Here is a 19,788-nt window from a genome sequence, read left to right as displayed (position 1 = left end):
GTGATTGAAGTGTTATTTTTTGTAATGGAAGAAGAAGAAGAAACGACCTTAATGTGGAAGAAAATAAAAGAAAAGTTTTCACTCGAAGAAGAACCGGTCTTTTTAAATCCGTTAGGTAAAAACATTATCCTGTTAAAACGAGGGCTGGGATTAGAGGGAAAGTTTTCCTTTTTTCTAACTGAAGATTTATTGGTGCTTATAAGGGAAGGAGAAGATAATTTACTTGATGGTACTACCATTAGCTCGAATTTTTTAGGAAAGACAGTGGTAGAATTTATGGAAGGTGAAAAGGATTTAGAACTTTTGGAAAGTGATGAAGATTATCGATTTTATCGTTTTTTACCCCGTTATAACCGGGAGAGCTTTCTTTTAAAATTTTTTATTTTAGAGGGAGAACTACATAAGTTTACCCAAAAAGCCAAACTTTACCTGGAACAGGCGGAAATCCTTGATACCAAAAGAGCTGGAATATTAAAACAGCTACCGGATATTTTGGGGGAAATCGAGAAATTTGGTTCGGATTTAGAAATCCTGGAAAAAAACCTTGGCAGGATTAGCGACTTATATAACGACTTGGCGCTGGAGTATACAGTAATAAAAGGGTATTTGGCGGAAGTCCAAAGGGATAGGGATAAAATCTTGAGACTAACTAAAAAAATATTTTCCTTTGAGGCTGAAAGTGTTTACATAAACGATAGCCTTGGAGAGGTGGCCCTTAAAGCCAACCGGTTAAAAGAAATCGCGGAGAGGTTTGAAAATCTTCTGAGTCATTTAAAATCCGGCGTTGAAGTTATCAATTCCAGAATTCAACTTATCCAGAGTCGGGAAACAAAAAAATTGCAAGAACAAATGTATAAAAGTATTGCGCAAAACATTGAGCTTACCCGGGAAGGGGTAGCGCTTCAGGTAGCGGCGGCGTTTATTGAATTTATTGTCGTAACTTATTATACTCTCAGTATTTGGAAGTATTTAACACCGGAAGAAGTTTTTCACAATCTAAACCCCGGGTTAAAACTTGGGCTGGTAGTGGCTTTTGCTGGCCTTTCGGTTTATGCTACCCATTTAGTTGCGGTTTACTACAATGAAAAAACTAAAAAAAACAGAGCTAAAATTATCGTAACCTTTATTTTAATGATGCTCATTGTAGGTATTATGTTTTGGCTTGGTGTTAAGGGCTCCGTTATTGACGAATCTAATGTTTGGTCATATAATATCATATGAGTTTAACCAAATCAGAAAAATCCTGTGAACGGGACGAGTAGCAAGGCTAAAGGCCCCAAGCGAGCCGGGGAGGGTGGAAGCCCGGCGGTCATGGCTTTGGCGAAAATCCCCCGGGAGGAGGCGACCCAAAGGCGAAAAGCCCAGTAGGTTTGCCCGGCGCTTGTGCCGTTATTTTAACGAAGTGACCGGATTTTCCGGTAATTTGGGTGGTACCGCGGTTGATAGCCGTCCCTTAACCTTTGGGTTAAGGGATTTTTTATTTGTTTAGAAACGCTTTAATACAGATTAATAATAAAATTTATACCATAAAGGAGAGGATAGAAGAAATGGACTACGGAAAAACTTTAAATCTTCCAGTTACCGATTTCCCGATGCGGGGAAATCTTCCCGAACGGGAGCCGGAAATTTTGGCTTACTGGGAAAAAATTGATCTCTACCGCAAGGTACAGCAAAAAAATGAGGGGCGTCCGAAGTTTGTCCTGCACGACGGTCCTCCCTATGCCAATGGCGATATTCATATGGGTCATGTTTTAAATAAAGTTTTAAAAGATATTATTGTGAAGTTCAAAAGTATGGACGGCTTTGATGCCCCTTATGTTCCGGGCTGGGATACCCATGGCCTTCCCATTGAACAGCGGGCCATTAAGGACCTCGGGATTAACCGGAAGGAAATAAGTCCCCTGGAGTTTCGGGCTAAATGCCGGGAGTATGCGGAAAAATATGCCTGGATTCAAAAGGAGCAGTTTAAACGCCTCGGAGTACGGGGGGACTGGGAAAATCCTTATCTTACCTTAATGCCCCACTATGAAGCCAAGCAGATTGAAATTTTCGGAGAAATGGCGAAAAAAGGTTATATTTATAAAGGTTTAAAACCGGTTTACTGGTGTCCGGTTTGTGAGACCGCTTTAGCGGAAGCGGAAATCGAGTATGCTGAGAAAAAATCACCGTCTATTTATGTACGCTTTAAGGTGGTAGACGGAAAGGGAAAAGTGCCGGAAGATGCTTATCTGGTAATCTGGACTACCACTCCCTGGACCCTTCCGGCTAACGTGGCCATTGCCGTCCACCCGGAATTTACTTATGTTTTGGTTAAAACCGAAAAAGGCGAATATGTGGTAGCCGAGGGGTTGGTTCAGCAATTTTTTGAGGCAACAAAACTCTCCGGAGAAGTGGTTGCCCGTTTTAAAGGGGAAGAGCTGTTGGGAGTAGTGACCAGGCATCCGTTTATCGAGCGGGAATCGCCGGTGGTTTTGGCCGAGTATGTTACCCTGGAATCCGGTACCGGTCTTGTCCATACCGCTCCTGGCCATGGTACCGAAGACTTCGAAACCGGGAAAAAGTATAACCTTCCGGTGCTTTCCCCGGTAAACCACCAGGGAGTTTTAACCGAAGGTGCGGGAAAATATGCGGGCATGAAAATCGATGATGGCAACAAAGCCATTACCCAGGATTTAGAAGCCTCCGGAGATTTACTGGCAATGTCGTTTATTAAGCACTCGTATCCCCACTGCTGGCGGTGTAAAAACCCGGTGATTTTTAGGGCTACCGAGCAGTGGTTTGCTTCCATTGACGGCTTTAGAGAACAGGCTTTAAAAGAAATTGAAAAGGTCGAATGGATTCCCGCCTGGGGTAAAGATAGGATTTACAACATGGTGCGCGACCGGGGTGATTGGTGTATTTCCCGGCAAAGAACCTGGGGCGTGCCGATACCGATTTTTTACTGTGAAGCCTGCGGCAAGGAAATTATTACCGATGAAAGTATCAAAGCGGTTTCCGATTTATTCCGCGTCGAGGGAAGCGATGCCTGGTGGAAGTACGAGGCCGCGGAAATTCTTCCGGATGGTTTCAGGTGTCCTCATTGTGGAGGGGTGACCTTCCGCAAGGAAACCGATATCATGGACGTCTGGTTTGATTCCGGTTCCAGCCATGCGGCGGTTTTAGAGCAGCCGGAATACTGGCCGGATTTGCATTGGCCGGCTGACCTTTACTTAGAGGGTTCGGACCAGCACCGGGGCTGGTTTAACTCTTCCCTTTCTACTGCGGTTGCTACCAAAGGGATGGCACCTTATAAAGCGGTTTTAACCCATGGCTTTTTGGTGGACGAAAAGGGAAGGAAAATGTCCAAGTCTTTAGGCAATGTGGTAGACCCCTTAAAAGTTATTAAAGAGCTGGGAGCGGATATTTTGCGGCTCTGGGTGGCATCGGCAGATTATCGCTCCGACTTAGCAATTTCCAATAACATTTTAAAGCAGACCGCCGAAGGCTACCGGAAGATTAGAAATACCATTCGGTTCTTACTGGGAAATCTCTATGATTACGACCACGAAAAACACCGGGTACCCTATGAACAACTTTTAGAAATTGACCGCTGGGCCCTTGCCAAACTTCATCGCTTAATTGCCCGGGTGGAAAAAGCTTATCGGGATTATGAGTTTCACGTCGTCTTTCATGCGATTCATAATTTCTGTGCGGTGGATATGAGTGCTATTTACCTGGATATTATTAAGGACCGGCTTTACGTTGAACTTCCCGATAGCGAAAAACGCCGCTCAGCTCAGACGGTGCTGTACGAGATCCTTGATAGCCTTTTACGGCTCTTAACACCGGTCCTGGCTTTTACCACCGAAGAAGCCTATCGCCACTTCCCGGCCAAAAATAAAAAAGAATCGGTGCAGCTCTTGGATATGCCGAAGGTTGAAGAGAAATACCTGGATTTAGCTTTAGAGGAGACCTGGGATAAAATTTTAGAAATTCGCGCTAAAGTCTTAAAAGCATTAGAAGCCGCCCGTCAGGAAAAGTTAATAGGCCACAGTCTTGATGCCTGGGTTACTTTGAAAGCTTCGGGCGAACTTTACGACTTTTTAGTAAAGCGGGTAAATATATGGCCGGAAATTTTCATTGTTTCCCAGGTTGATGTTCAAAAGGAGGAAGTTGCCGGAGAAAACGGTGAATTACCTTTAGAAGTGGTGGTAAACAAAGCCTTAGGAGAAAAGTGCCAGCGTTGCTGGATGTATTCCCCCGAAGTGGGATTGGATCCGGAATTTCCGGATACCTGCCCGCGCTGTGCTGGAGTCCTGCACGAGTTGAAAAACCGTCCGCGGTAGCGGGCGGTTTTTTGTCTAGAGGTATGAAAATTTTGTTTTGCGGTTATACTACCAATAAAATAACCGCGGTGCGGAGGGGATACGATGAATTGTCCGATTTGTGGCGGACGGGCTACCGGAAAGGTGGGAACCGACCAGTATTTTTGCTGGAATTGTTGCGTTGAATACCGGATAAATAAAGAAGGGGTGCAGATTTTTGAATTGGGTGAGGACGGAAGCCTTATGGCCTTTGATCCTTACAACCAGCAACTGTACTAAAAGGGAGCCAGGGAGGTTAAATTATGCGGCGGAATTTTTGGGGTGGGCTTTTGGCCGGGAGTCTTTTGGGTATGACTTTGCTGGTAGCGGTAACTAACCGGCGGGAGGACCGGAAGAAGAAATTAATGCGGTTGTATGATGATTTAACCGATTTATGGAAATAGGTGAGAAAGTGTTCTCAAAGTTTCTTTATTTCTCTCTAAGAGTAACAGGGATTGTTGTTGCCCTTATCTTTTTTTATCAGATAAGGGCAGTTTTTTTCCCTTTTATTTTAGCGGGAATTTTAGCTTATCTTTTGCACTGGCCGGTGGAATGGCTGGAACAAAAAAAAATTAATCGGGGTTTTAGCATACTCCTGCTTTACCTTGTGCTGGGTATAATGATTTTTCTTATTACAAAATTTTTTTTACCGTCTTTCATAAAGCAAATCAATGAGTTAATAGCTGTACTTCCGGGTTACTTGAATCAGGTGCAGGAGTTTTTGGATCGACAGCAGGCGGGAATTGACCGGGGTAGTCTTCCTCCGGAAATAAAAAAGAGCCTTTTAATCCAAATAGATTCTTTAGAAAAAAGCATAGCGGGGCTTTTAAAAAGCCTTTTAACCACCCTCTGGGGAATCTCTTCCCATCTTTTTGATTTTCTTTTAGCTCCGATTCTTGCCTATTATATTTTAAAAGATGTTCATAATTTAAAAAAAAGTATATTGGGTTATTTACCCGTTAATTTCCGGGATGAAGCGGTTATTTTTCTTAAGGTCTGTGACCACGTTTTTGGGCGTTTTATTAAAGGCCATTTGTTAATTTGCCTGACGGTAGGGATACTAACCGGTTTAATTCTTTATATGTTAAAGATACCTTACAGTTTTCTCCTGGGACTATTAGCCGGAATTATGGAGTTGGTTCCTTATTTTGGACCAATTTTAGCAAGTATTCCCATTTTAGCTCTTGCGCTTTTAAAGGGAAAGGTTTTATTTATAAAAACATTAATAGCCATAGTTTTAATTCAACAAATAGAAGGAAACATCTTAGCTCCGAAAATTTTAGGAGATAGCCTTGGCTTACATCCCCTTACCGTTATTTTTTTACTCCTTTGCGGTTATAATTTAGGGGGAGTTTTGGGCATGATTTTGGCAGTACCGGTTGCTGCAGTTGTTCGCAATTTATATTTCCTCTTTCGCTGGCGGGGGAATAGCCTTGAAGTTGACAGTAAAAATTTTGGTAAAGTATAATTAGATAAAGTTAAAACCGTTTGAATGGGGGATATTTTGTGTTAGCGCGCGAAATCCGGGAAAAGTTCTTGAAATTTTTCGAAAGCAAAGGTCATAAGATTTTGCCCAGTGCTTCCCTTATTCCTGCTAATGACCCAAGTCTTTTGTGGACGGCAGCAGGGATGGTGCCTTTTAAGCCTTATTTTACCGGAGCGGCGGTACCGGAGGTAAGAAGGGTAACCACTTGCCAGAAATGTCTCAGGACTCCCGACATTGAGTCGGTAGGACGGACTGCCCGCCACCATACGTTTTTTGAAATGCTCGGTAACTTTTCCTTTGGGGATTATTTTAAGAAAGAAGCGATTACCTGGGCCTGGGAATTTGTTACCGAACATTTAGGCATCTCCAAAGATAAATTGTACATAACGATTTATTTAGACGACGATGAAGCTTTCGACATCTGGCACAATGTGGTGGGGGTTCCGGCGGAGCGGATTACCCGCCTTGGGAAAGACACCAACTTCTGGGAGATTGGGGTAGGACCCTGCGGTCCCTGTTCGGAAATTTATGTTGACTTGGGTCCGGAAAGGGGCTGTGGCAGCCCTGACTGCAGTGTGGCGTGTGACTGCGGACGCTTTTTGGAAATCTGGAACTTGGTGTTTATCCAGTTTTTCCGGGATGAACAGGGGAATTATACTCCTTTAGAGCAAAAAGGTATTGACACCGGGATGGGCTTGGAAAGGGTGGCTTCGGTTCTCCAGGGGGTACCTTCCAACTTTGATACCGATATTTTCCGGGAAATAATGGATTATGCCGCTCAAATCCTTGGAGTCAAATACGGTTATGAGGAAAAGGTAGATGTGGCTTTAAAGGTGATTGCCGACCATACCCGGGCAATTACCTTTGCCATTACCGATGGAGCCCTTCCTTCCAATGAAGGCCGGGGATATGTGATTAGACGCTTGCTTCGCCGGGCGCTGCGCTTTGGCCGGCTTTTAGACCGGGAGGAGCCGTTTTTACACCTCGTAGCTGCCAAAGTAATAGAGCAGATGGGCGATGTGTACCCCGAGTTAAAAGAAAAAGCCGAGCATACTTTAAAAATCATCAAACTTGAAGAAGAAAAATTCCGGGAAACCCTGAATCAGGGGCTAACAATGTTAGCAGAGCTGATGGAACGCCTTGTTCAGGAAGGGAAAAAGGAAATACCCGGATCATTGGCTTTTAAACTTTACGATACTTACGGCTTTCCCATTGAGTTAACCCGGGAGATCGCCGAGGAAAAAGGTTTTACGGTTGATGAGGAAGGCTTTAAACAGCATATGGAAGAACAACGCCGGCGGGCCCGGGAAGCACGGGAAGATGTGGATTATTTATCTACCAGGGATGCATTCTTAAAACAATTGAAAGAAGAGGTAGGAGAGGTAACTTTTGTCGGCTATGAGAAGCTTTCGGAAGCGACAGAGATAATTGCTATTATAAAAAATGGTGAAAAGGTGGAAAGCCTATCAGCGGGAGAGGAAGGAGAGATTATCACCCGGGTAACTCCCTTTTACCCCGAAGGGGGTGGACAGGTAGCCGATAAAGGCGAAATTTTAGGTGACGGTTTTAAACTATCGGTTTTGGATGTGGAAAAACCTTTAAGTGACTTTATCCTGCACAAGGTTAAAGTTGTTGAGGGCAGTGTAAAATTGGGAGATAAAGCCACTTTGATAGTGGATGAAACCACCCGTATGAGTACTGCCCGCAACCACACCGCCACCCACCTGCTCCACAAAGCCTTAAAAATGGTTTTGGGGGAACACGTAAATCAGGCGGGTTCGCTGGTTACTCCGGAGCGGTTGCGCTTTGACTTTACTCATTTTGAGGGAGTTAGTGATGAAGACCTCCGGAAAATTGAAAATATTGTTAATGAAGTAATTTTACAAAATCTTTTAGTGCAAATTGATTACACCACCTTAGATGAAGCGCGCAAAGCAGGAGTAATTGCCCTCTTTGATGAAAAATACGGCGACCTCGTTCGGGTTGTTAGGGTCGGTGAATTTTCCGCTGAACTTTGTGGCGGAACCCATGTGCCTTCCACTGGAGTAATTGGTTTCTTTAAAATCCTGGGTGAAAGCAGTATCGGTGCCGGGATACGGCGCATAGAAGCGCTGACTGGCCTTGGAGCTTTAGAATACGTAAGAAGCCTGGAAGATACCCTGCAAAAGGCCACGGAACCATATAAATGCACTTTTGTCGAATTACCGGAGAAAATAAGTACTACTTTAAAAACCCTGAAAGAAAAAGACCGGGAAATTGAAGCTCTTAGGCAAAAAATTGCGTCCATTGAAGTTAAAAGTTTACTTAACTCCGTGCGGGAAATAAAGGGAGTTAAGGTTCTTTCTGCCTTAATTGATGGGGCCGATATGGAGGGACTTAGAAAAGCTTACGATGTGGTGAAGGCTTCCCTGGCCAATTACGTTGTTTTATTAGCGGGGGTTAAGGATGGAAAAGTGAATTTCCTGGCGGGCGTGGATAAAAACCTCACCGATAAATATCACGCCGGTGAACTGGTGAAAGAAGCGGCAAAGATTACCGGAGGCGGCGGTGGTGGAAGACCGGATATGGCCCAGGCGGGTGGAAAGAATCCGGAAAAAGTTCAGGAAGCTTTACAGGTAATAGACGACTACGTTCAGTCCAAATAACTTTAGCGGTATAAACCCCTCTTTTTTGGGGAAAATTCCCCTAAAGGGGGGCTTTTCTTATGAAAATACGCTGTCAATCCGACTGCTGGCACCGGATAGGCGGTTACTGTAGTCGGGAGAAAGTCTGGCTGAAACAGGAAGGGCTTAGGGTAGTGTGCCGGGATTATGACAGGAAAATGCCCGAAAAAGACACTACCACCATCTTTTATTACCATTATAACGATAACCTCTGGACTTAAAGAAAATTTTTCTTGCTTACAGGAAATGTCTCTAAAGATGCCGAATAATATATATAAGATTTGGCGCATAAAAGGGGGTGCTTACCGTGGGTGAAGATATGGAAAAAACCATGCGCTTTGGTTTTGATAAAGAGAAAAATACCAAACATAAAGCCCTTTTACTTACCATTTATGAAGCGTTGCAGGAAAAAGGCTATAATCCGATAAATCAACTGGTTGGATACCTTTTATCAGGAGATCCGGCGTACATTACCAGCCATAAAAACGCCCGGAATTTAATCCGTAAAATTGAACGGGATGAATTACTGGAAGAGCTTTTAAAAGTGTACTTGGAAAGGGAATAAAAGTTGGAAAGAAGGGTTCTTGGAAGAACGGGAATAGAGGTTTCACGGCTTTGCTTTGGAGCTCTAACCATTGGACCGTTGCAAAGAAATTTGCCCTTAAAGGAAGGAGCACGGCTTATACGCCTTGCTATAGAAAACGGGGTAAATTTTATCGATACCGCAGAGCTTTATCAAACCTACCCGTATATTAGAAGGGCATTAAAAGGTTTGCCCCCGGACCGGGTGGTAATTGCCACAAAATCGTATGCGGCAACAGCCCAGGCTATGGAGAAAAGCCTTAAAGAAGCTTTAACTTCCCTGGGGCGGGATTATATAGATATCTTTCTTTTACACGAACAGGAATCGTATTTTACCTTAAAAGGGCATGAGGAGGCCCTTTTTTATCTCCAAAAGGCCAAGGAAAAAGGCTATGTTCGGGCAGCAGGTATTTCTACCCATTTTATTGCCGGGGTAAGGGCGGGAATGATGCATCCTGCTGTGGAAGTGATTCATCCCCTGATAAATTACCGCGGCATAGGTATTGCCGATGGCACGGCTGAGGAAATGCTTGCTGCCATTTCTGAAGCTTATCTCATGGGTAAAGGGCTTTATGGTATGAAGCCTTTAGGTGGCGGGCATTTGGGCGGCGATTTTAAAAAAGCTTTTGACTTCGTTCTGGGGATAAAAGAACTTTCCGCAATTGCCGTGGGGATGAAATCGGAAATTGAGGTAATTGCTAATATAAACTACTTTCAAAAAAGTGAAATTGATGGTAATATAGAAGAGAGCTTAAAAAAGATTGCCAAAAAGCTTCATATTGAAAGCTGGTGCCAGGGCTGTGGACGGTGTGTTAAAGTCTGTTCCCGGAAAGCTTTAACGCTGGGATCGACCGGTAAAGTGCTGGTAAATCAGGAGAAATGCCTCTTTTGCGGTTACTGCGGGGCTCACTGTCCGCATTTTGCCATCAAAGTAATTTAACCCGGCGGGTGAATAAATGAAAGTCTTAGGACTTGATGTTGGAGATAAAAAAATTGGGGTTGCGTTATCCGATGAACTCGGCCTTACGGCTCAAGGATTAACGGTTATTAACCGGACAAGCTTGAAAAAAGATTTGGAGGAAATAAAAAAAATCATTGAACTACATAACATTACCGAAGTTGTTATTGGTTACCCGCGCAATATGAACGGGACTGCAGGACCCCGGGCTGAGCTGGTTGAGCGGTTTGCCCGGGAGCTTTACAAATTTACAGGGATTAAACCCGTTTTTTGGGATGAACGTTTATCTACCGTGGAAGCGGAAAAGCTATTAATAAGCGGAGATATCAGCCGCCGGAAACGAAAAAAGGTGATTGATAAGCTGGCGGCAACGCTCATCCTGTCGGGTTATCTAAATTATAAAAGTAAAAATTAGAAAGAGGTGGAATTTATGGAAGTGGGCGAAGTAATTACCCTCGTTGATGAGGAAGAAAATGAATTTGAATTTGCCGTTATTGACCTTCTTGAAGTTGAGGGCAAGAAGTACGCAATCTTGGTTCCGGCAGTGGAAGAAGACGAAGATGAATTAGAAGATGAAGAAGAAGCGGTAATTCTCCGTTTAGAAGTGGATGAGGATGGCAACGAAATTTTGGTAGACCTGGAAGATGAAGAATGGGAAATGGTTGCCGATGCCTGGACCGAAAAAATGGAAGATGAAGGTTCGGATGAGTAAAAAGAAAGCTTTTAAAGCTTTCTTTTTTTGTGTTTAAAAAGGAAAAAACGAAAAAAAGTAGTATAATAATGTAGTATTATATAGTAAACTTTGCATGGATTAGGTGGGGGAAAGATGAAAAAGACCTACATTGTTTTAATTGCAACAATTGCCCTGGTGGTTATGCTTTTAGCTGGCATGGTGGGTTTTTCTTACTATACCTATATAAAGCCTTACCGGGGGAAAATCGCCTACGGCGTGACCGTGGAAGGTAAGCCGGTAGGGGGGATGACTTTTAAAGAATTTAAAAGTTACTTGGAGGAATTAAATAACGAACTTCAAAATCAACCGGTAGTGTTAACCCTTGGGAATAAAACCTGGACTTATAAAAAAGGCGACCTTGGTATATCGTTAAATACCGCCGAAATGTACCAAAAAGCTTATAAATTAGGGCGTCAAGGTTCGTTATTAAAGCAAATTAGGGAAAGACGGCAATTAAACGAAGAAGCAGTTGATATTAAATATCTTATTCAACTTGATGAAGAAAAGCTTTCTGCCAAACTTGACCAAATTAACAAAGAAATCTATGTCGAACCCAAAAACGCGGAGTTTCGCCTTTTGCCCAGTGAAACTTTTACCATAATTCCCCATAAAACAGGTATTGCGCTGGATAGTGACCAGGCTGTAAAAGATGTGCGGGCAAATTTACTGGAAAATCCTCTAAAAGTAGGTTTAAAGTTAAAAGAAGTATTGCCGGATAAAACCACCGAAGACATTAAAAAGATGCGTTTAACCGGTCTTTTAGCAAGTTTTACCACGAGCTTTGATGTCAGGAAAGTTAACCGATCTTATAATATTGGAGTAGCTGCCGGTAAGTTAAACGGAATTTTAATAGCTCCGGGGGAAGTGTTTTCTTTTAATAAAACGGTGGGCCCGAGGAGTGCCAAAGAAGGATATAAAAATGCCCCGGTGATTATACGGGACCAGTTGGTAGAAGCGTTGGGTGGTGGGGTTTGTCAGGTATCCACTACTCTTTATAATGCGGTTTTGCTGGCCGATTTAACAATTGTTGAGCGGCATAACCATTCCCTGCCGGTGGCTTATGTGCCGCCGGGTCGGGATGCGACGGTAACCGACGGGGGAAAAGACTTTAAATTTAAAAATAACCTGCCCTGTTACCTGTATATTAAATCTTACGTTAACGGCAATCGGATTACCTTTAAAATCTTTGGGGATGCCAGCTTAAAAAAACACGTGGTGATTAAAAGCTGGGTTACGAAAACTATTCCTTATAAGACAATTATCGTAAAAGACTCAAGCCTTCCCGAAGGGAAAAAGGTTGTTAAACAGGAAGGAGCCCCTGGCAAGTATGCCAAAGCCCAGCGAATAGTCTACCAAAACGGCCGGGTAGTAAAAGTGGAAAACTTGAGGGATAGTTACTATAAACCAATGAATGAAATTATCCTGGTAGGAACCAGGAAAGTTCCAAACTCTTCTGCAAAAGAAAGTTCGGTAACGGAAAATGTTTATTAATATTTAGAGGAGAGGATTGGATGATTTTAGTTACCGGTGGAGCTGGTTATATTGGTTCTCACATAGTTCGGCAGTTATGCCTGAAAAAAGAAAAAGTTTTGGTGGTGGATAATCTTTCCAAAGGGCATAAAAAAGCTGTAGATACAGGGGCAAAGCTTATTGTGGGCGATTTCGGGGATGAAAACCTCCTGAAGGAGATTTTCAAGAAATATGATATCCAAGCGGTTATTCACCTGGCGGCGCAAAGTTTAGTGGGGGAATCAATGGTTCAGCCGGAAAAATATTTTGAGGAAAATATCGGTAAAACTTTAAGTATGTTAAAAGTAATGCTTAAAGCTAATGTCAAAAAAATAGTATTTTCCAGTACGGCAGCGGTTTACGGGGAACCGGAAACCTGGCCGATTACCGAAGATTTCCCTCACAAGCCGACCAATGTTTACGGTTATTCCAAACTGGTAATTGAGCAGTGCCTTGAGTGGTATCGCCAAATTCATGGTTTTAATTACGTATCCTTACGGTATTTCAATGCTGCCGGGGCAGATCCCGCCGGGGATATTGGGGAAGACCACAACCCGGAAACCCACTTAATTCCCCTGATTTTCAAAGTAATTTTAGGTGAACAGGACGAGTTGACGGTTTTTGGGACCGATTATCCCACGCCGGATGGTACTTGCATCCGGGATTATATTCACGTAAACGACCTTGCCGAGGCCCATATTCTGGCTTTAAATAAACTCAACAAAGACGAAAGTGGCGTTTATAATCTCGGCAACCAGAAAGGTTTTTCCGTAAAAGAAATAATAAATGTCGCAGAAGAAGTTACCGGGGTAAAAGTTAAAGTTCGTTACGGCCAGCGTCGTCCCGGAGATCCGGCGGTTCTGGTGGCTTCTTCGGAAAAAATTCAGAAAGAACTCAATTTTTCTCCCCAATTTGGTGATATTAAAACCATCGTTCTAACTGCCTGGAAGTGGCACAAAAACAATCCCCGGGGGTATGACCGGTAAATGTCCAGGAAAATAGTGTTAAAAGCCACCCTTTTAATAATGGCTTTAACTTTAACCAGCAGGATTTTAGGTTTTGCCCGGGAAATGGCCATTGCTTCCGTGTTCGGGGCAAGTAAGCTTGTGGATGCTTATCTTGCAGCGCAAATTATCCCGACGTTTTTTGCCAGTTTCATAGGTGGCGGGCTAATGGTGGTAGTTGTACCGGTAATTAACGAATTTCTGGCGCAAAAAAAACATACAGAAGCAACACATGTTACCAACTCTATCCTGACGCTGTCTTTTTTGGCTCTGGGAATTATTACGGTTATAGGAATTTTTACTGCTCCTTTTTTAATAAAATTTGTTGGCTATGGATTTCAGGGGGACACTCTAAAACTTGCCCGGACCCTCTCCATCTGGCTTTTTCCTCTGGCAATTTTAATGAGTTTAACCCAAATTTTAACCGGAGTATTAAATGCTTATCAGCACTTTTTTACACCGGCCTTGGGACCGGTATTAAACAATGTGATTTTGATAGCCGCAGTTATGCTGCTTGGAAAAAGCCAGGGGATTACCGCTCTGGTAGGGGGAACGTTAGCCGGCTGGACTATTTATCTGTTAATTATGCTTCCGGCATTTAAGAAAACAGGCTTTTATTTCAGGCCGGTTTTAGATATCCACCATCCGGCAGTAATAAGGGCCTGGGAAATGTTTTTGCCGGTAATCATCGGTACTACCTTTGCCCAAATTAACTTACTGGTAGACCGGATGCTGGCGTCCTCCCTTGCTGAAGGCAGCATTTCTGCTTTAAACTATGCGGCAAAACTCTATCAGCTGCCACTGGGTTTGATTTCCCTGGCAGTATCAAGTGCCATTTTTCCAAGTCTTTCCTCGTTGGCGGCTCAGGGGGAAAAATCGAAGCTTTTAGAACTCACCCGCTTTGGCTTAAGGCTAAGCACGGTAATTTCCCTGCCGGCTCAGGTGGGACTAATGGTTTTAGCAACACCCATTGTGGCAGTGCTTTTTGAACGGGGGGCTTTTGATGCCCGGGCAACCGAGTTAACGGCTGGCGCCCTTTTCTTTTATAGCTTAGCAATCGTATTTTACGTAATCAATGCGGTGTTAACCAGGCTTTTTTATGCCCAGAATGACACCCTTACCCCTTTAAAAGTGGGAGCTTTAGCGGTTCTGGGGAATATCGGGGTGAATCTTATTTTAGTCCGTTTTCTTGCCCACCGGGGGCTTGCTTTGGGGACAAGCTTTGCGGCAATTTTAAGTAATGTTCTCTTCTTTTATTTTGCCCAAAAAAAATTTGGCAATTTGTTTGACCGGGAAATGCAAAGCTTCTTTCTTAAATCATTAATTGCCTCTCTTTTAATGGGAATAGGTGCTTACAAAATATACTACTGGTTGTTATTTGAAGGGCGGACCGTTGCTTTATTTACCGCTATTTTGTTTGGAATAACCCTGTATTTTACTTTGCTTGTGGTTTTTGGGGTGGAAGAGGTAAAATATATTAAGAAGCTTTTTTTGAAATTTAAGGCAAAGCTTTCTTTATAAACTTAAATTCTTTTTTTAATTGCTGATTGTAAAAAGAAATGATATTTCGCTGGTTTTCCAAAATTTTTACGTAGCTTACACTTGCTCTGGGAATGCAAATTCCCCTTATTAAGCGGTTTTCGTGCTCGGTGGCAAAATTTAACGTAAGGTTATAAATTTCTGTTCCAAAATTCAGGAGATGAGTTTTTAAGGTAGAGTTTTGGGTTAAGAGAAAATCTTTGAGATCTTCTTCATACTGCAAAATCATGGTAAAGATAAGCCGTAATTCCTGGGCTGCTTTTTCGCTGTAGAGAATTCCTTCGCTAATTTTTTCAAAAACGCCTAAAAATAGGTTCTGGTGGTAGAGAATAAACTCAGGACTTACCTGGTATTTTTGCAGGATTCGGGTAAAAGCTTTGGTATCGGGTAGTAAATCCAAACGATTTTTCCAGAAAGCCGAAAAGGTTTTTTGCAAAAACTCCTGGCTATTTTCCACGTAAATAGCTAACATAACAATCCCTCCTTTTTTTGATAGTATAGGTTTCGGGAAAAAGTTTTGAAAGCATAAATTTGTGAGTGGCAAAAAATTCCGGGTAAATTGTTGAGAAAAGAGTGGTAAAGGATGAAAAAACTTCTTTATAGCATAATAGCTTTAATAACAGCGGTTTTGGCAGTTTTTTTTGGCTTTTGGTACTGGTGGCAGGAAAACATGGCCCCTGTAAATCCTGACGACCATAAACTTGTGGTGGTTAATGTAAAAAAAGGTATGTCACCGGAGACAATTGCCCAAATTTTAAAGGAAAAAGAGTTAATTAAAAGTGAAACGGCTTTTCTTCTTTACCTTCGCTATCACAGGCTGAATTTAAAATTACAGGCGGGAACCTATGCGTTAACGAAAAGCATGACTACGCCGGAAATTGTTAAAACGGTAGTGGAAGGTAAAAGTTTAACTTTTAAAATTACCGTTCCTGAAGGTTACAACGTGGCCAAAATAGCAAAATTAATGGCAAGTTTTGGTTTTAATGAAAAAAAGGTTTTAGCTTTGGCTAAAAATCCTCCTTATGATTATCCTTATTTGAAAGAAATACCGGAAAATGTCCAGTATAAACTTGAAGGGTATCTTTTTCCTGCAACTTACGAAATTTCCTATACCGATACTGAAGAAAAAATTATCGGTAAGATGTTAAAAAAATTTAACAGTATTGTTGAAGCGGAAAACCTTATCAAAGAAGCCCAAAAACGGGGATTTACTTTGCATCAACTGCTAACTTTAGCGTCTCTTATCGAGCTCGAAGCCAAAAGGGCAGCAGAAAGGCCGTTGATTTCCGGGGTAATTTACAATCGTTTGCAAAAAGGGATGCTCTTGGAGCTTTGCCCCACGGTGGAATATGCGCTGGGACGCCATAAGCTACGGCTTTCAGCAGAGGATTTAAAAATAGAATCGCCCTACAATACCTATAAATACCGGGGATTACCCCCCGGGCCCATTGCTAATCCCGGACTTTCTTCCATTAAAGCGGCGTTAAATCCCGTAAAACACGACTATCTTTTTTATGTAGCCCGACCGGATGGTTATCATGCTTTTGCCAAAACTTATGAGGAGCATTTGCAAAACGTGAAAAAATATCTGCCTTAAGGGGTCATACCGTGAACTACGAAATTTTAGCTCCGGCAGGAAATTTGGAAAAACTTATCTTTGCCTTTGTCTATGGCGCCGATGCGGCTTATTTAGCCGGACCCAAATACGGGCTTCGGGCCCGAGCCGGCAATTTTTCCTGGGAAGAATTAAAAAAAGCCCGGGAAATAGCCCGGGAATTTGACCGTAAAATTTACATTACCATTAACATTTATGCTCATAATCAAGATCTTAAAGAACTACCCGCTTATCTGGAATTTTTAAACGAAATAAAACCAGATGGGGTAATTGTGGCCGATCCGGGGGTTTTTCGTCTGGTAAAAAGGTATCTTCCGGAGATACCTATCCACATCAGCACCCAGGCCAATACGACAAATATCGAAGCTGTAAAATTCTGGGAAGAGCTGGGGGCCAAAAGAGTAGTTTTAGCGCGGGAGCTAACTTTGGAGGAGATTGCCGAAATTCGTCAAAATACGGCAATGGAACTGGAGATGTTTGTTCATGGTGCCATGTGCATTTCCTACTCCGGAAGGTGTCTTTTAAGCAGTTACCTTACCGGACGGGATGCCAACCGGGGGGATTGTGCCCAGGTTTGCCGCTGGCCTTTTCATCTCTATGAAGAAAAAGCTCCCGGGCAATTTTTTCCCATTGAAGAAGACGAGCGGGGAAGCTATATCTTTAACTCTTATGACCTTTCTTTAATCGAGGACCTGCCGAAATTGGTGGAGATTGGGATAAATAGCTTTAAGATCGAAGGACGGATGAAATCGGTTCACTATGTAGCCACCACGGCGCGAATTTATAAAGAAGCTTTAACCCTGGCTTTAGAGGGAAAAACTCTATCAATGGAAAAGCAGGACGAACTTTTAAAAATAAGCCACCGGCCTTACAATAAAGGCTTTTTGTACGGAAAACCGCAGCAGGGAAGGGTGGATAATAAAAACTATACCCTGGAATACGAATTTGTGGGCATCGTTTGGGGCTTTCAAGATGGCTTAAATTATGCGGAACAACGGGGGAAAATTGATAAGGGAGATTATATAGAAATCTTTACTCCCGACGGCCTCACGGTAAGAGGAATAGCGCAAAAACTTTATGATGAAGAACAAAGGGAAATACCTTCAACTCCCCATCCGCAGATGCGCTTTTATTTTGCCGGATTTCCGCCGCTACCGAAATACAGTTTAATTCGCAAAATCCCCAGGGGGGTTAAAAATGAGTGAAAAGGAAACGGTGATCGTTGAGGTAAACCCGAGCGAAATTGTTTATTTAGACTTTCTTTTAGAAGGGTTTAACGGCCTTGGCATTGGGCATACCCTTGATCCGAAAATTGCCCGGGTTGCTATTTACGCTACTTCCTCCATGAAAGCGGAACTTATCTCAACCTTAAAAAAATTGCCTATTAAGGTAACCCTTATCGGTGAAGAATAAAGCCGGTAAGGGTTTTTACGTAAATAGCGAAATTTTCGCTAAAAATCGTTGACTATTTTAGTATAAGTAATATAAGATAATAGTATAATCAAAAAATGTAAAAAGAGGTGTGGGGAATGACGGTCAAGGGCAATAAAATACGCGAACTCAGGGAAGAGCGCGGGCTTACCTTGAATGAACTTTCCAAAAAAGCAGGTCTTTCAATTTCCTACTTGAGCGAAATTGAGAGGGGTTCCAAAAAGCCGTCCTTAAAAACCATTGACAAAATTGCCAAAGCTTTAAACGTTAATAAAGCACAAATTTTAGAAACCGAACAATTGGAAGTAAGCCTTACTTTAGGCGAGCGAATTCGCCTGATTAGGGAAGAAAAAAAGCTTACTATCAGTGAACTTGCCCAGCGGGTTGGAATATCGGTTTCTTACTTAAGTGAAATAGAAAGGGATACGGTTAACCCTTCCGTTGCCACCTTACGCCGAATTGCGGAAGAGTTGGGAGTATCGGTAGCCGATTTAATGGGCAAGGAACATTCTCTTGGTTACAAGTTAAAAAAGTTAAGGGAAGATATGGGCCTTACCCAGGCGGAATTAGCCAGTCAGGCGGGGGTTTCTCCGGGATTAATTGGGCAGATAGAACAGGGGAAAGTTCAACCTTCGCTAAAAACTATCGAGAAATTAGCGGAAGTTTTGGGAACAACCCCGTGTTACTTTATTTTAGAACAATCCTCTCCGGAGCAAATGTTAAATTTAATGAGTCCGGAATTACGGGAGCTTTTGCTAAATCCCAACGTTCAATCGCTATTGAGCAGTATTTGTACCTTGAATGAAAAGGAACTTCAGTTTATTTTAAACTTTATCCAGCTGTTTAAAAAATCAGGGGTAATGGAAGAATAATTTTACACATATATTATTGACAGCGAAAAAAATTTATACTATAATCGTAAAGTGTCGGAGGGAGGTTAAAAATGCCAAGGTACGACTTCCGTTGTGAAGAGTGTGGTGAGAGATTTACCGCCTGGGCTTCCATAAACGAACGGGATAAAGTAGTTTGCCCAAAATGTGAAAGTAACCGCGTCAAACAGCTTTTAACGGGATTTGGAATCATAGGTGGAAGCCAAAGTAGTAGTTCTTTGAGTGCGGGAAGTTCGGGCTGTACTTCTTTTGGCTGAGGAATATAAGCGGTTTAGCCCGGGAGGCTAAAAATTATGGATAAAAAAGCGAAATTAAAAGAATTGGAAAAACGTTACCAGGATCTTTTGGCCCGCTGGCCCGCTCATTCGGTAAAACCGGAGATGATTATCGAAAAAGAAGAATTAGAAGACGAAATAGCTGAATTAAAAAAGGCTATTGCCGAAGAGCAGGCTAGTCATGTTTTTGATCCAAAAAATCGGCATAAGCTAAAAGACGAAAAAAGGAAAATGCTTTTGCCACCGGATGAAACGGTAGCAAAACTTCCGGTAAATCCGGGGGATATAATTTTGGACTACGGTGCGGGAATAGGTTATTTCACCATACCCCTTGCTAAAAGAACCGGGAGCTCGGGGATGGTTTATGCCGTTGATATTTCCCCCGAAATTTTAAAAGACCTGGAAGAGGAAGTGTTAAGAGCGGGACTATCCAATGTTAAAGCTGCTTTAGTTCCCGGAGATGGAAGTTTACCGGAAGAGTTTCCGGAGTTTGATGTAATTTTTTTAGCTATGGTACTGCACGAGCTTGCGGAAAAAGAAGCGGTTTTATCCGCATTGACTAAAAAAATAAAAAAACAAGGTAAGCTAATAATTATTGACTGGGAAAAGAAAGAAACCGAATTTGGCCCTCCGGTAGCCCACAGAGTTTCTGTGGAGGAAGGAGTTTCTTATCTTGAAAAAGCTGGCTTAAAGCTACTGCAGAAGATGAACGTAAGTGCAGCTCACTGGGGTATAATAGGGATAAAAGAATAAAAGGAGG

General features: G+C 42.6%; 21 protein-coding genes and 1 other annotated feature. Of the genes, 20 read left to right on the top strand and 1 reads right to left on the bottom strand.

The genetic code is table 11. The features are described from left to right. The 14 genes from ciss_RS02075 to murJ all read left to right on the top strand — a co-directional run bounded on the left by ciss_RS02075 (window position 1) and on the right by murJ (window position 14,799). On the top strand, window positions 1-1,221 hold the full coding sequence (locus ciss_RS02075; RefSeq protein WP_075864658.1) for a hypothetical protein: 1,221 nt from the start codon (window positions 1-3) through the stop codon (window positions 1,219-1,221). 15 nt (window positions 1,222-1,236) lie between these two features. Beyond that, window positions 1,237-1,457 (top strand) — a binding site (T-box leader). A gap of 90 nt (window positions 1,458-1,547) precedes the next feature. Next, a complete protein-coding gene (gene ileS, locus ciss_RS02065; protein WP_075864701.1) occupies window positions 1,548-4,325 on the top strand; it encodes an isoleucine--tRNA ligase in 2,778 nt (925 codons plus the stop codon). A gap of 84 nt (window positions 4,326-4,409) precedes the next feature. Then, window positions 4,410-4,583, top strand: a complete 174-nt coding sequence (locus ciss_RS13230; protein ID WP_011343469.1) for a YrzR-like zinc ribbon domain — start codon at window positions 4,410-4,412, stop codon at window positions 4,581-4,583. 23 nt (window positions 4,584-4,606) lie between these two features. Next, complete coding sequence (locus ciss_RS13225) at window positions 4,607-4,747, top strand: hypothetical protein (protein WP_166503967.1); 141 nt, start codon at window positions 4,607-4,609, stop codon at window positions 4,745-4,747. Between the two features lie 8 nt (window positions 4,748-4,755). Continuing rightward, a complete protein-coding gene (locus ciss_RS02060) occupies window positions 4,756-5,811 on the top strand; it encodes an AI-2E family transporter (RefSeq protein ID WP_166503966.1) in 1,056 nt (351 codons plus the stop codon). A 38-nt stretch (window positions 5,812-5,849) separates the two neighbouring features. Next, window positions 5,850-8,474, top strand: coding sequence for an alanine--tRNA ligase (gene alaS, locus ciss_RS02055; protein WP_075864655.1), 2,625 nt, complete (start codon window positions 5,850-5,852; stop codon window positions 8,472-8,474). A 59-nt stretch (window positions 8,475-8,533) separates the two neighbouring features. Further along, the gene (locus ciss_RS02050) at window positions 8,534-8,713 is read left to right on the top strand and encodes a hypothetical protein (protein ID WP_075864654.1); all 180 of its coding nucleotides are present in this window, start codon (window positions 8,534-8,536) and stop codon (window positions 8,711-8,713) included. A gap of 110 nt (window positions 8,714-8,823) precedes the next feature. Further along, window positions 8,824-9,057, top strand: coding sequence for an IreB family regulatory phosphoprotein (locus tag ciss_RS02045; protein WP_226986733.1), 234 nt, complete (start codon window positions 8,824-8,826; stop codon window positions 9,055-9,057). A gap of 3 nt (window positions 9,058-9,060) precedes the next feature. Beyond that, on the top strand, window positions 9,061-10,014 hold the full coding sequence (locus ciss_RS02040; RefSeq protein WP_075864653.1) for an aldo/keto reductase: 954 nt from the start codon (window positions 9,061-9,063) through the stop codon (window positions 10,012-10,014). Between the two features lie 16 nt (window positions 10,015-10,030). Further along, window positions 10,031-10,447 carry a Holliday junction resolvase RuvX gene (gene ruvX / locus ciss_RS02035; RefSeq protein ID WP_075864652.1) on the top strand — a complete coding sequence of 139 codons (417 nt, stop codon included), beginning with the start codon at window positions 10,031-10,033 and terminating at the stop codon, window positions 10,445-10,447. 15 nt (window positions 10,448-10,462) lie between these two features. Beyond that, window positions 10,463-10,744: a DUF1292 domain-containing protein gene (locus tag ciss_RS02030; protein WP_075864651.1), complete on the top strand. Its 282-nt coding sequence runs from the start codon at window positions 10,463-10,465 to the stop codon at window positions 10,742-10,744. 114 nt (window positions 10,745-10,858) lie between these two features. Further along, window positions 10,859-12,256 (top strand): VanW family protein, encoded by a 1,398-nt coding sequence (locus tag ciss_RS02025; protein ID WP_075864650.1) that lies wholly within the window; start codon window positions 10,859-10,861, stop codon window positions 12,254-12,256. 20 nt (window positions 12,257-12,276) lie between these two features. Then, window positions 12,277-13,260 carry a UDP-glucose 4-epimerase GalE gene (galE, locus tag ciss_RS02020; protein ID WP_075864649.1) on the top strand — a complete coding sequence of 328 codons (984 nt, stop codon included), beginning with the start codon at window positions 12,277-12,279 and terminating at the stop codon, window positions 13,258-13,260. Beyond that, window positions 13,261-14,799: a murein biosynthesis integral membrane protein MurJ gene (murJ, locus tag ciss_RS02015; protein ID WP_075864648.1), complete on the top strand. Its 1,539-nt coding sequence runs from the start codon at window positions 13,261-13,263 to the stop codon at window positions 14,797-14,799. On the opposite strand, the gene ciss_RS02010 is transcribed toward murJ, so the two are convergent. Continuing rightward, window positions 14,777-15,289: a hypothetical protein gene (locus tag ciss_RS02010; protein WP_075864647.1), complete on the bottom strand. Its 513-nt coding sequence runs from the start codon at window positions 15,287-15,289 to the stop codon at window positions 14,777-14,779. The two genes, murJ and ciss_RS02010, sit on opposite strands and share 23 nt — an antisense overlap. A 111-nt stretch (window positions 15,290-15,400) precedes the next feature. Here ciss_RS02010 and mltG point away from each other — a divergent pair, with 111 nt between their 5' ends. The 6 genes from mltG (at window position 15,401) to ciss_RS01980 (ending at window position 19,781) form a co-directional block, all read left to right on the top strand. Then, a complete protein-coding gene (mltG, locus tag ciss_RS02005; protein WP_075864646.1) occupies window positions 15,401-16,414 on the top strand; it encodes an endolytic transglycosylase MltG in 1,014 nt (337 codons plus the stop codon). Between the two features lie 11 nt (window positions 16,415-16,425). Further along, window positions 16,426-17,637 carry a peptidase U32 family protein gene (locus tag ciss_RS02000; protein ID WP_075864645.1) on the top strand — a complete coding sequence of 404 codons (1,212 nt, stop codon included), beginning with the start codon at window positions 16,426-16,428 and terminating at the stop codon, window positions 17,635-17,637. Beyond that, window positions 17,630-17,845, top strand: a complete 216-nt coding sequence (locus ciss_RS01995) for a DUF4911 domain-containing protein (RefSeq protein ID WP_075864644.1) — start codon at window positions 17,630-17,632, stop codon at window positions 17,843-17,845. The genes ciss_RS02000 and ciss_RS01995 overlap by 8 nt, the downstream gene beginning before the upstream one ends. A gap of 116 nt (window positions 17,846-17,961) precedes the next feature. After that, window positions 17,962-18,735, top strand: a complete 774-nt coding sequence (locus tag ciss_RS01990) for a helix-turn-helix domain-containing protein (protein ID WP_075864643.1) — start codon at window positions 17,962-17,964, stop codon at window positions 18,733-18,735. Between the two features lie 71 nt (window positions 18,736-18,806). Next, window positions 18,807-19,010 (top strand): FmdB family zinc ribbon protein, encoded by a 204-nt coding sequence (locus ciss_RS01985; protein ID WP_075864642.1) that lies wholly within the window; start codon window positions 18,807-18,809, stop codon window positions 19,008-19,010. Between the two features lie 36 nt (window positions 19,011-19,046). Then, window positions 19,047-19,781 (top strand): class I SAM-dependent methyltransferase, encoded by a 735-nt coding sequence (locus tag ciss_RS01980; protein ID WP_075864641.1) that lies wholly within the window; start codon window positions 19,047-19,049, stop codon window positions 19,779-19,781. The last annotated feature ends 7 nt before the right edge of the window (window positions 19,782-19,788 follow it).

The organism is Carboxydothermus islandicus (assembly GCF_001950325.1).
Lineage (GTDB): Bacteria > Bacillota > Z-2901 > Carboxydothermales > Carboxydothermaceae > Carboxydothermus > Carboxydothermus islandicus.
This window is presented reverse-complemented; position numbering and strand designations above follow the sequence as displayed.

What these genes read in the sequence shown, in the direction of transcription:
- ruvX (WP_075864652.1), top strand. Translation starts at nt 10,031, where the DNA reads ATGAAAGTCTTAGGACTTGATGTTGGAGATAAAAAAATTGGGGTTGCG.
- ciss_RS02010 (WP_075864647.1), bottom strand. Translation starts at nt 15,289, where the DNA reads ATGTTAGCTATTTACGTGGAAAATAGCCAGGAGTTTTTGCAAAAAACC.
- ciss_RS13230 (WP_011343469.1), top strand. Translation starts at nt 4,410, where the DNA reads ATGAATTGTCCGATTTGTGGCGGACGGGCTACCGGAAAGGTGGGAACC.
- ciss_RS01995 (WP_075864644.1), top strand. Translation starts at nt 17,630, where the DNA reads ATGAGTGAAAAGGAAACGGTGATCGTTGAGGTAAACCCGAGCGAAATT.
- mltG (WP_075864646.1), top strand. Translation starts at nt 15,401, where the DNA reads ATGAAAAAACTTCTTTATAGCATAATAGCTTTAATAACAGCGGTTTTG.
- ciss_RS13225 (WP_166503967.1), top strand. Translation starts at nt 4,607, where the DNA reads ATGCGGCGGAATTTTTGGGGTGGGCTTTTGGCCGGGAGTCTTTTGGGT.
- ileS (WP_075864701.1), top strand. Translation starts at nt 1,548, where the DNA reads ATGGACTACGGAAAAACTTTAAATCTTCCAGTTACCGATTTCCCGATG.
- ciss_RS02030 (WP_075864651.1), top strand. Translation starts at nt 10,463, where the DNA reads ATGGAAGTGGGCGAAGTAATTACCCTCGTTGATGAGGAAGAAAATGAA.
- murJ (WP_075864648.1), top strand. Translation starts at nt 13,261, where the DNA reads ATGTCCAGGAAAATAGTGTTAAAAGCCACCCTTTTAATAATGGCTTTA.
- ciss_RS01990 (WP_075864643.1), top strand. Translation starts at nt 17,962, where the DNA reads ATGACGGTCAAGGGCAATAAAATACGCGAACTCAGGGAAGAGCGCGGG.
- ciss_RS02045 (WP_226986733.1), top strand. Translation starts at nt 8,824, where the DNA reads ATGCGCTTTGGTTTTGATAAAGAGAAAAATACCAAACATAAAGCCCTT.
- ciss_RS01985 (WP_075864642.1), top strand. Translation starts at nt 18,807, where the DNA reads ATGCCAAGGTACGACTTCCGTTGTGAAGAGTGTGGTGAGAGATTTACC.
- ciss_RS01980 (WP_075864641.1), top strand. Translation starts at nt 19,047, where the DNA reads ATGGATAAAAAAGCGAAATTAAAAGAATTGGAAAAACGTTACCAGGAT.
- galE (WP_075864649.1), top strand. Translation starts at nt 12,277, where the DNA reads ATGATTTTAGTTACCGGTGGAGCTGGTTATATTGGTTCTCACATAGTT.
- ciss_RS02050 (WP_075864654.1), top strand. Translation starts at nt 8,534, where the DNA reads ATGAAAATACGCTGTCAATCCGACTGCTGGCACCGGATAGGCGGTTAC.
- ciss_RS02025 (WP_075864650.1), top strand. Translation starts at nt 10,859, where the DNA reads ATGAAAAAGACCTACATTGTTTTAATTGCAACAATTGCCCTGGTGGTT.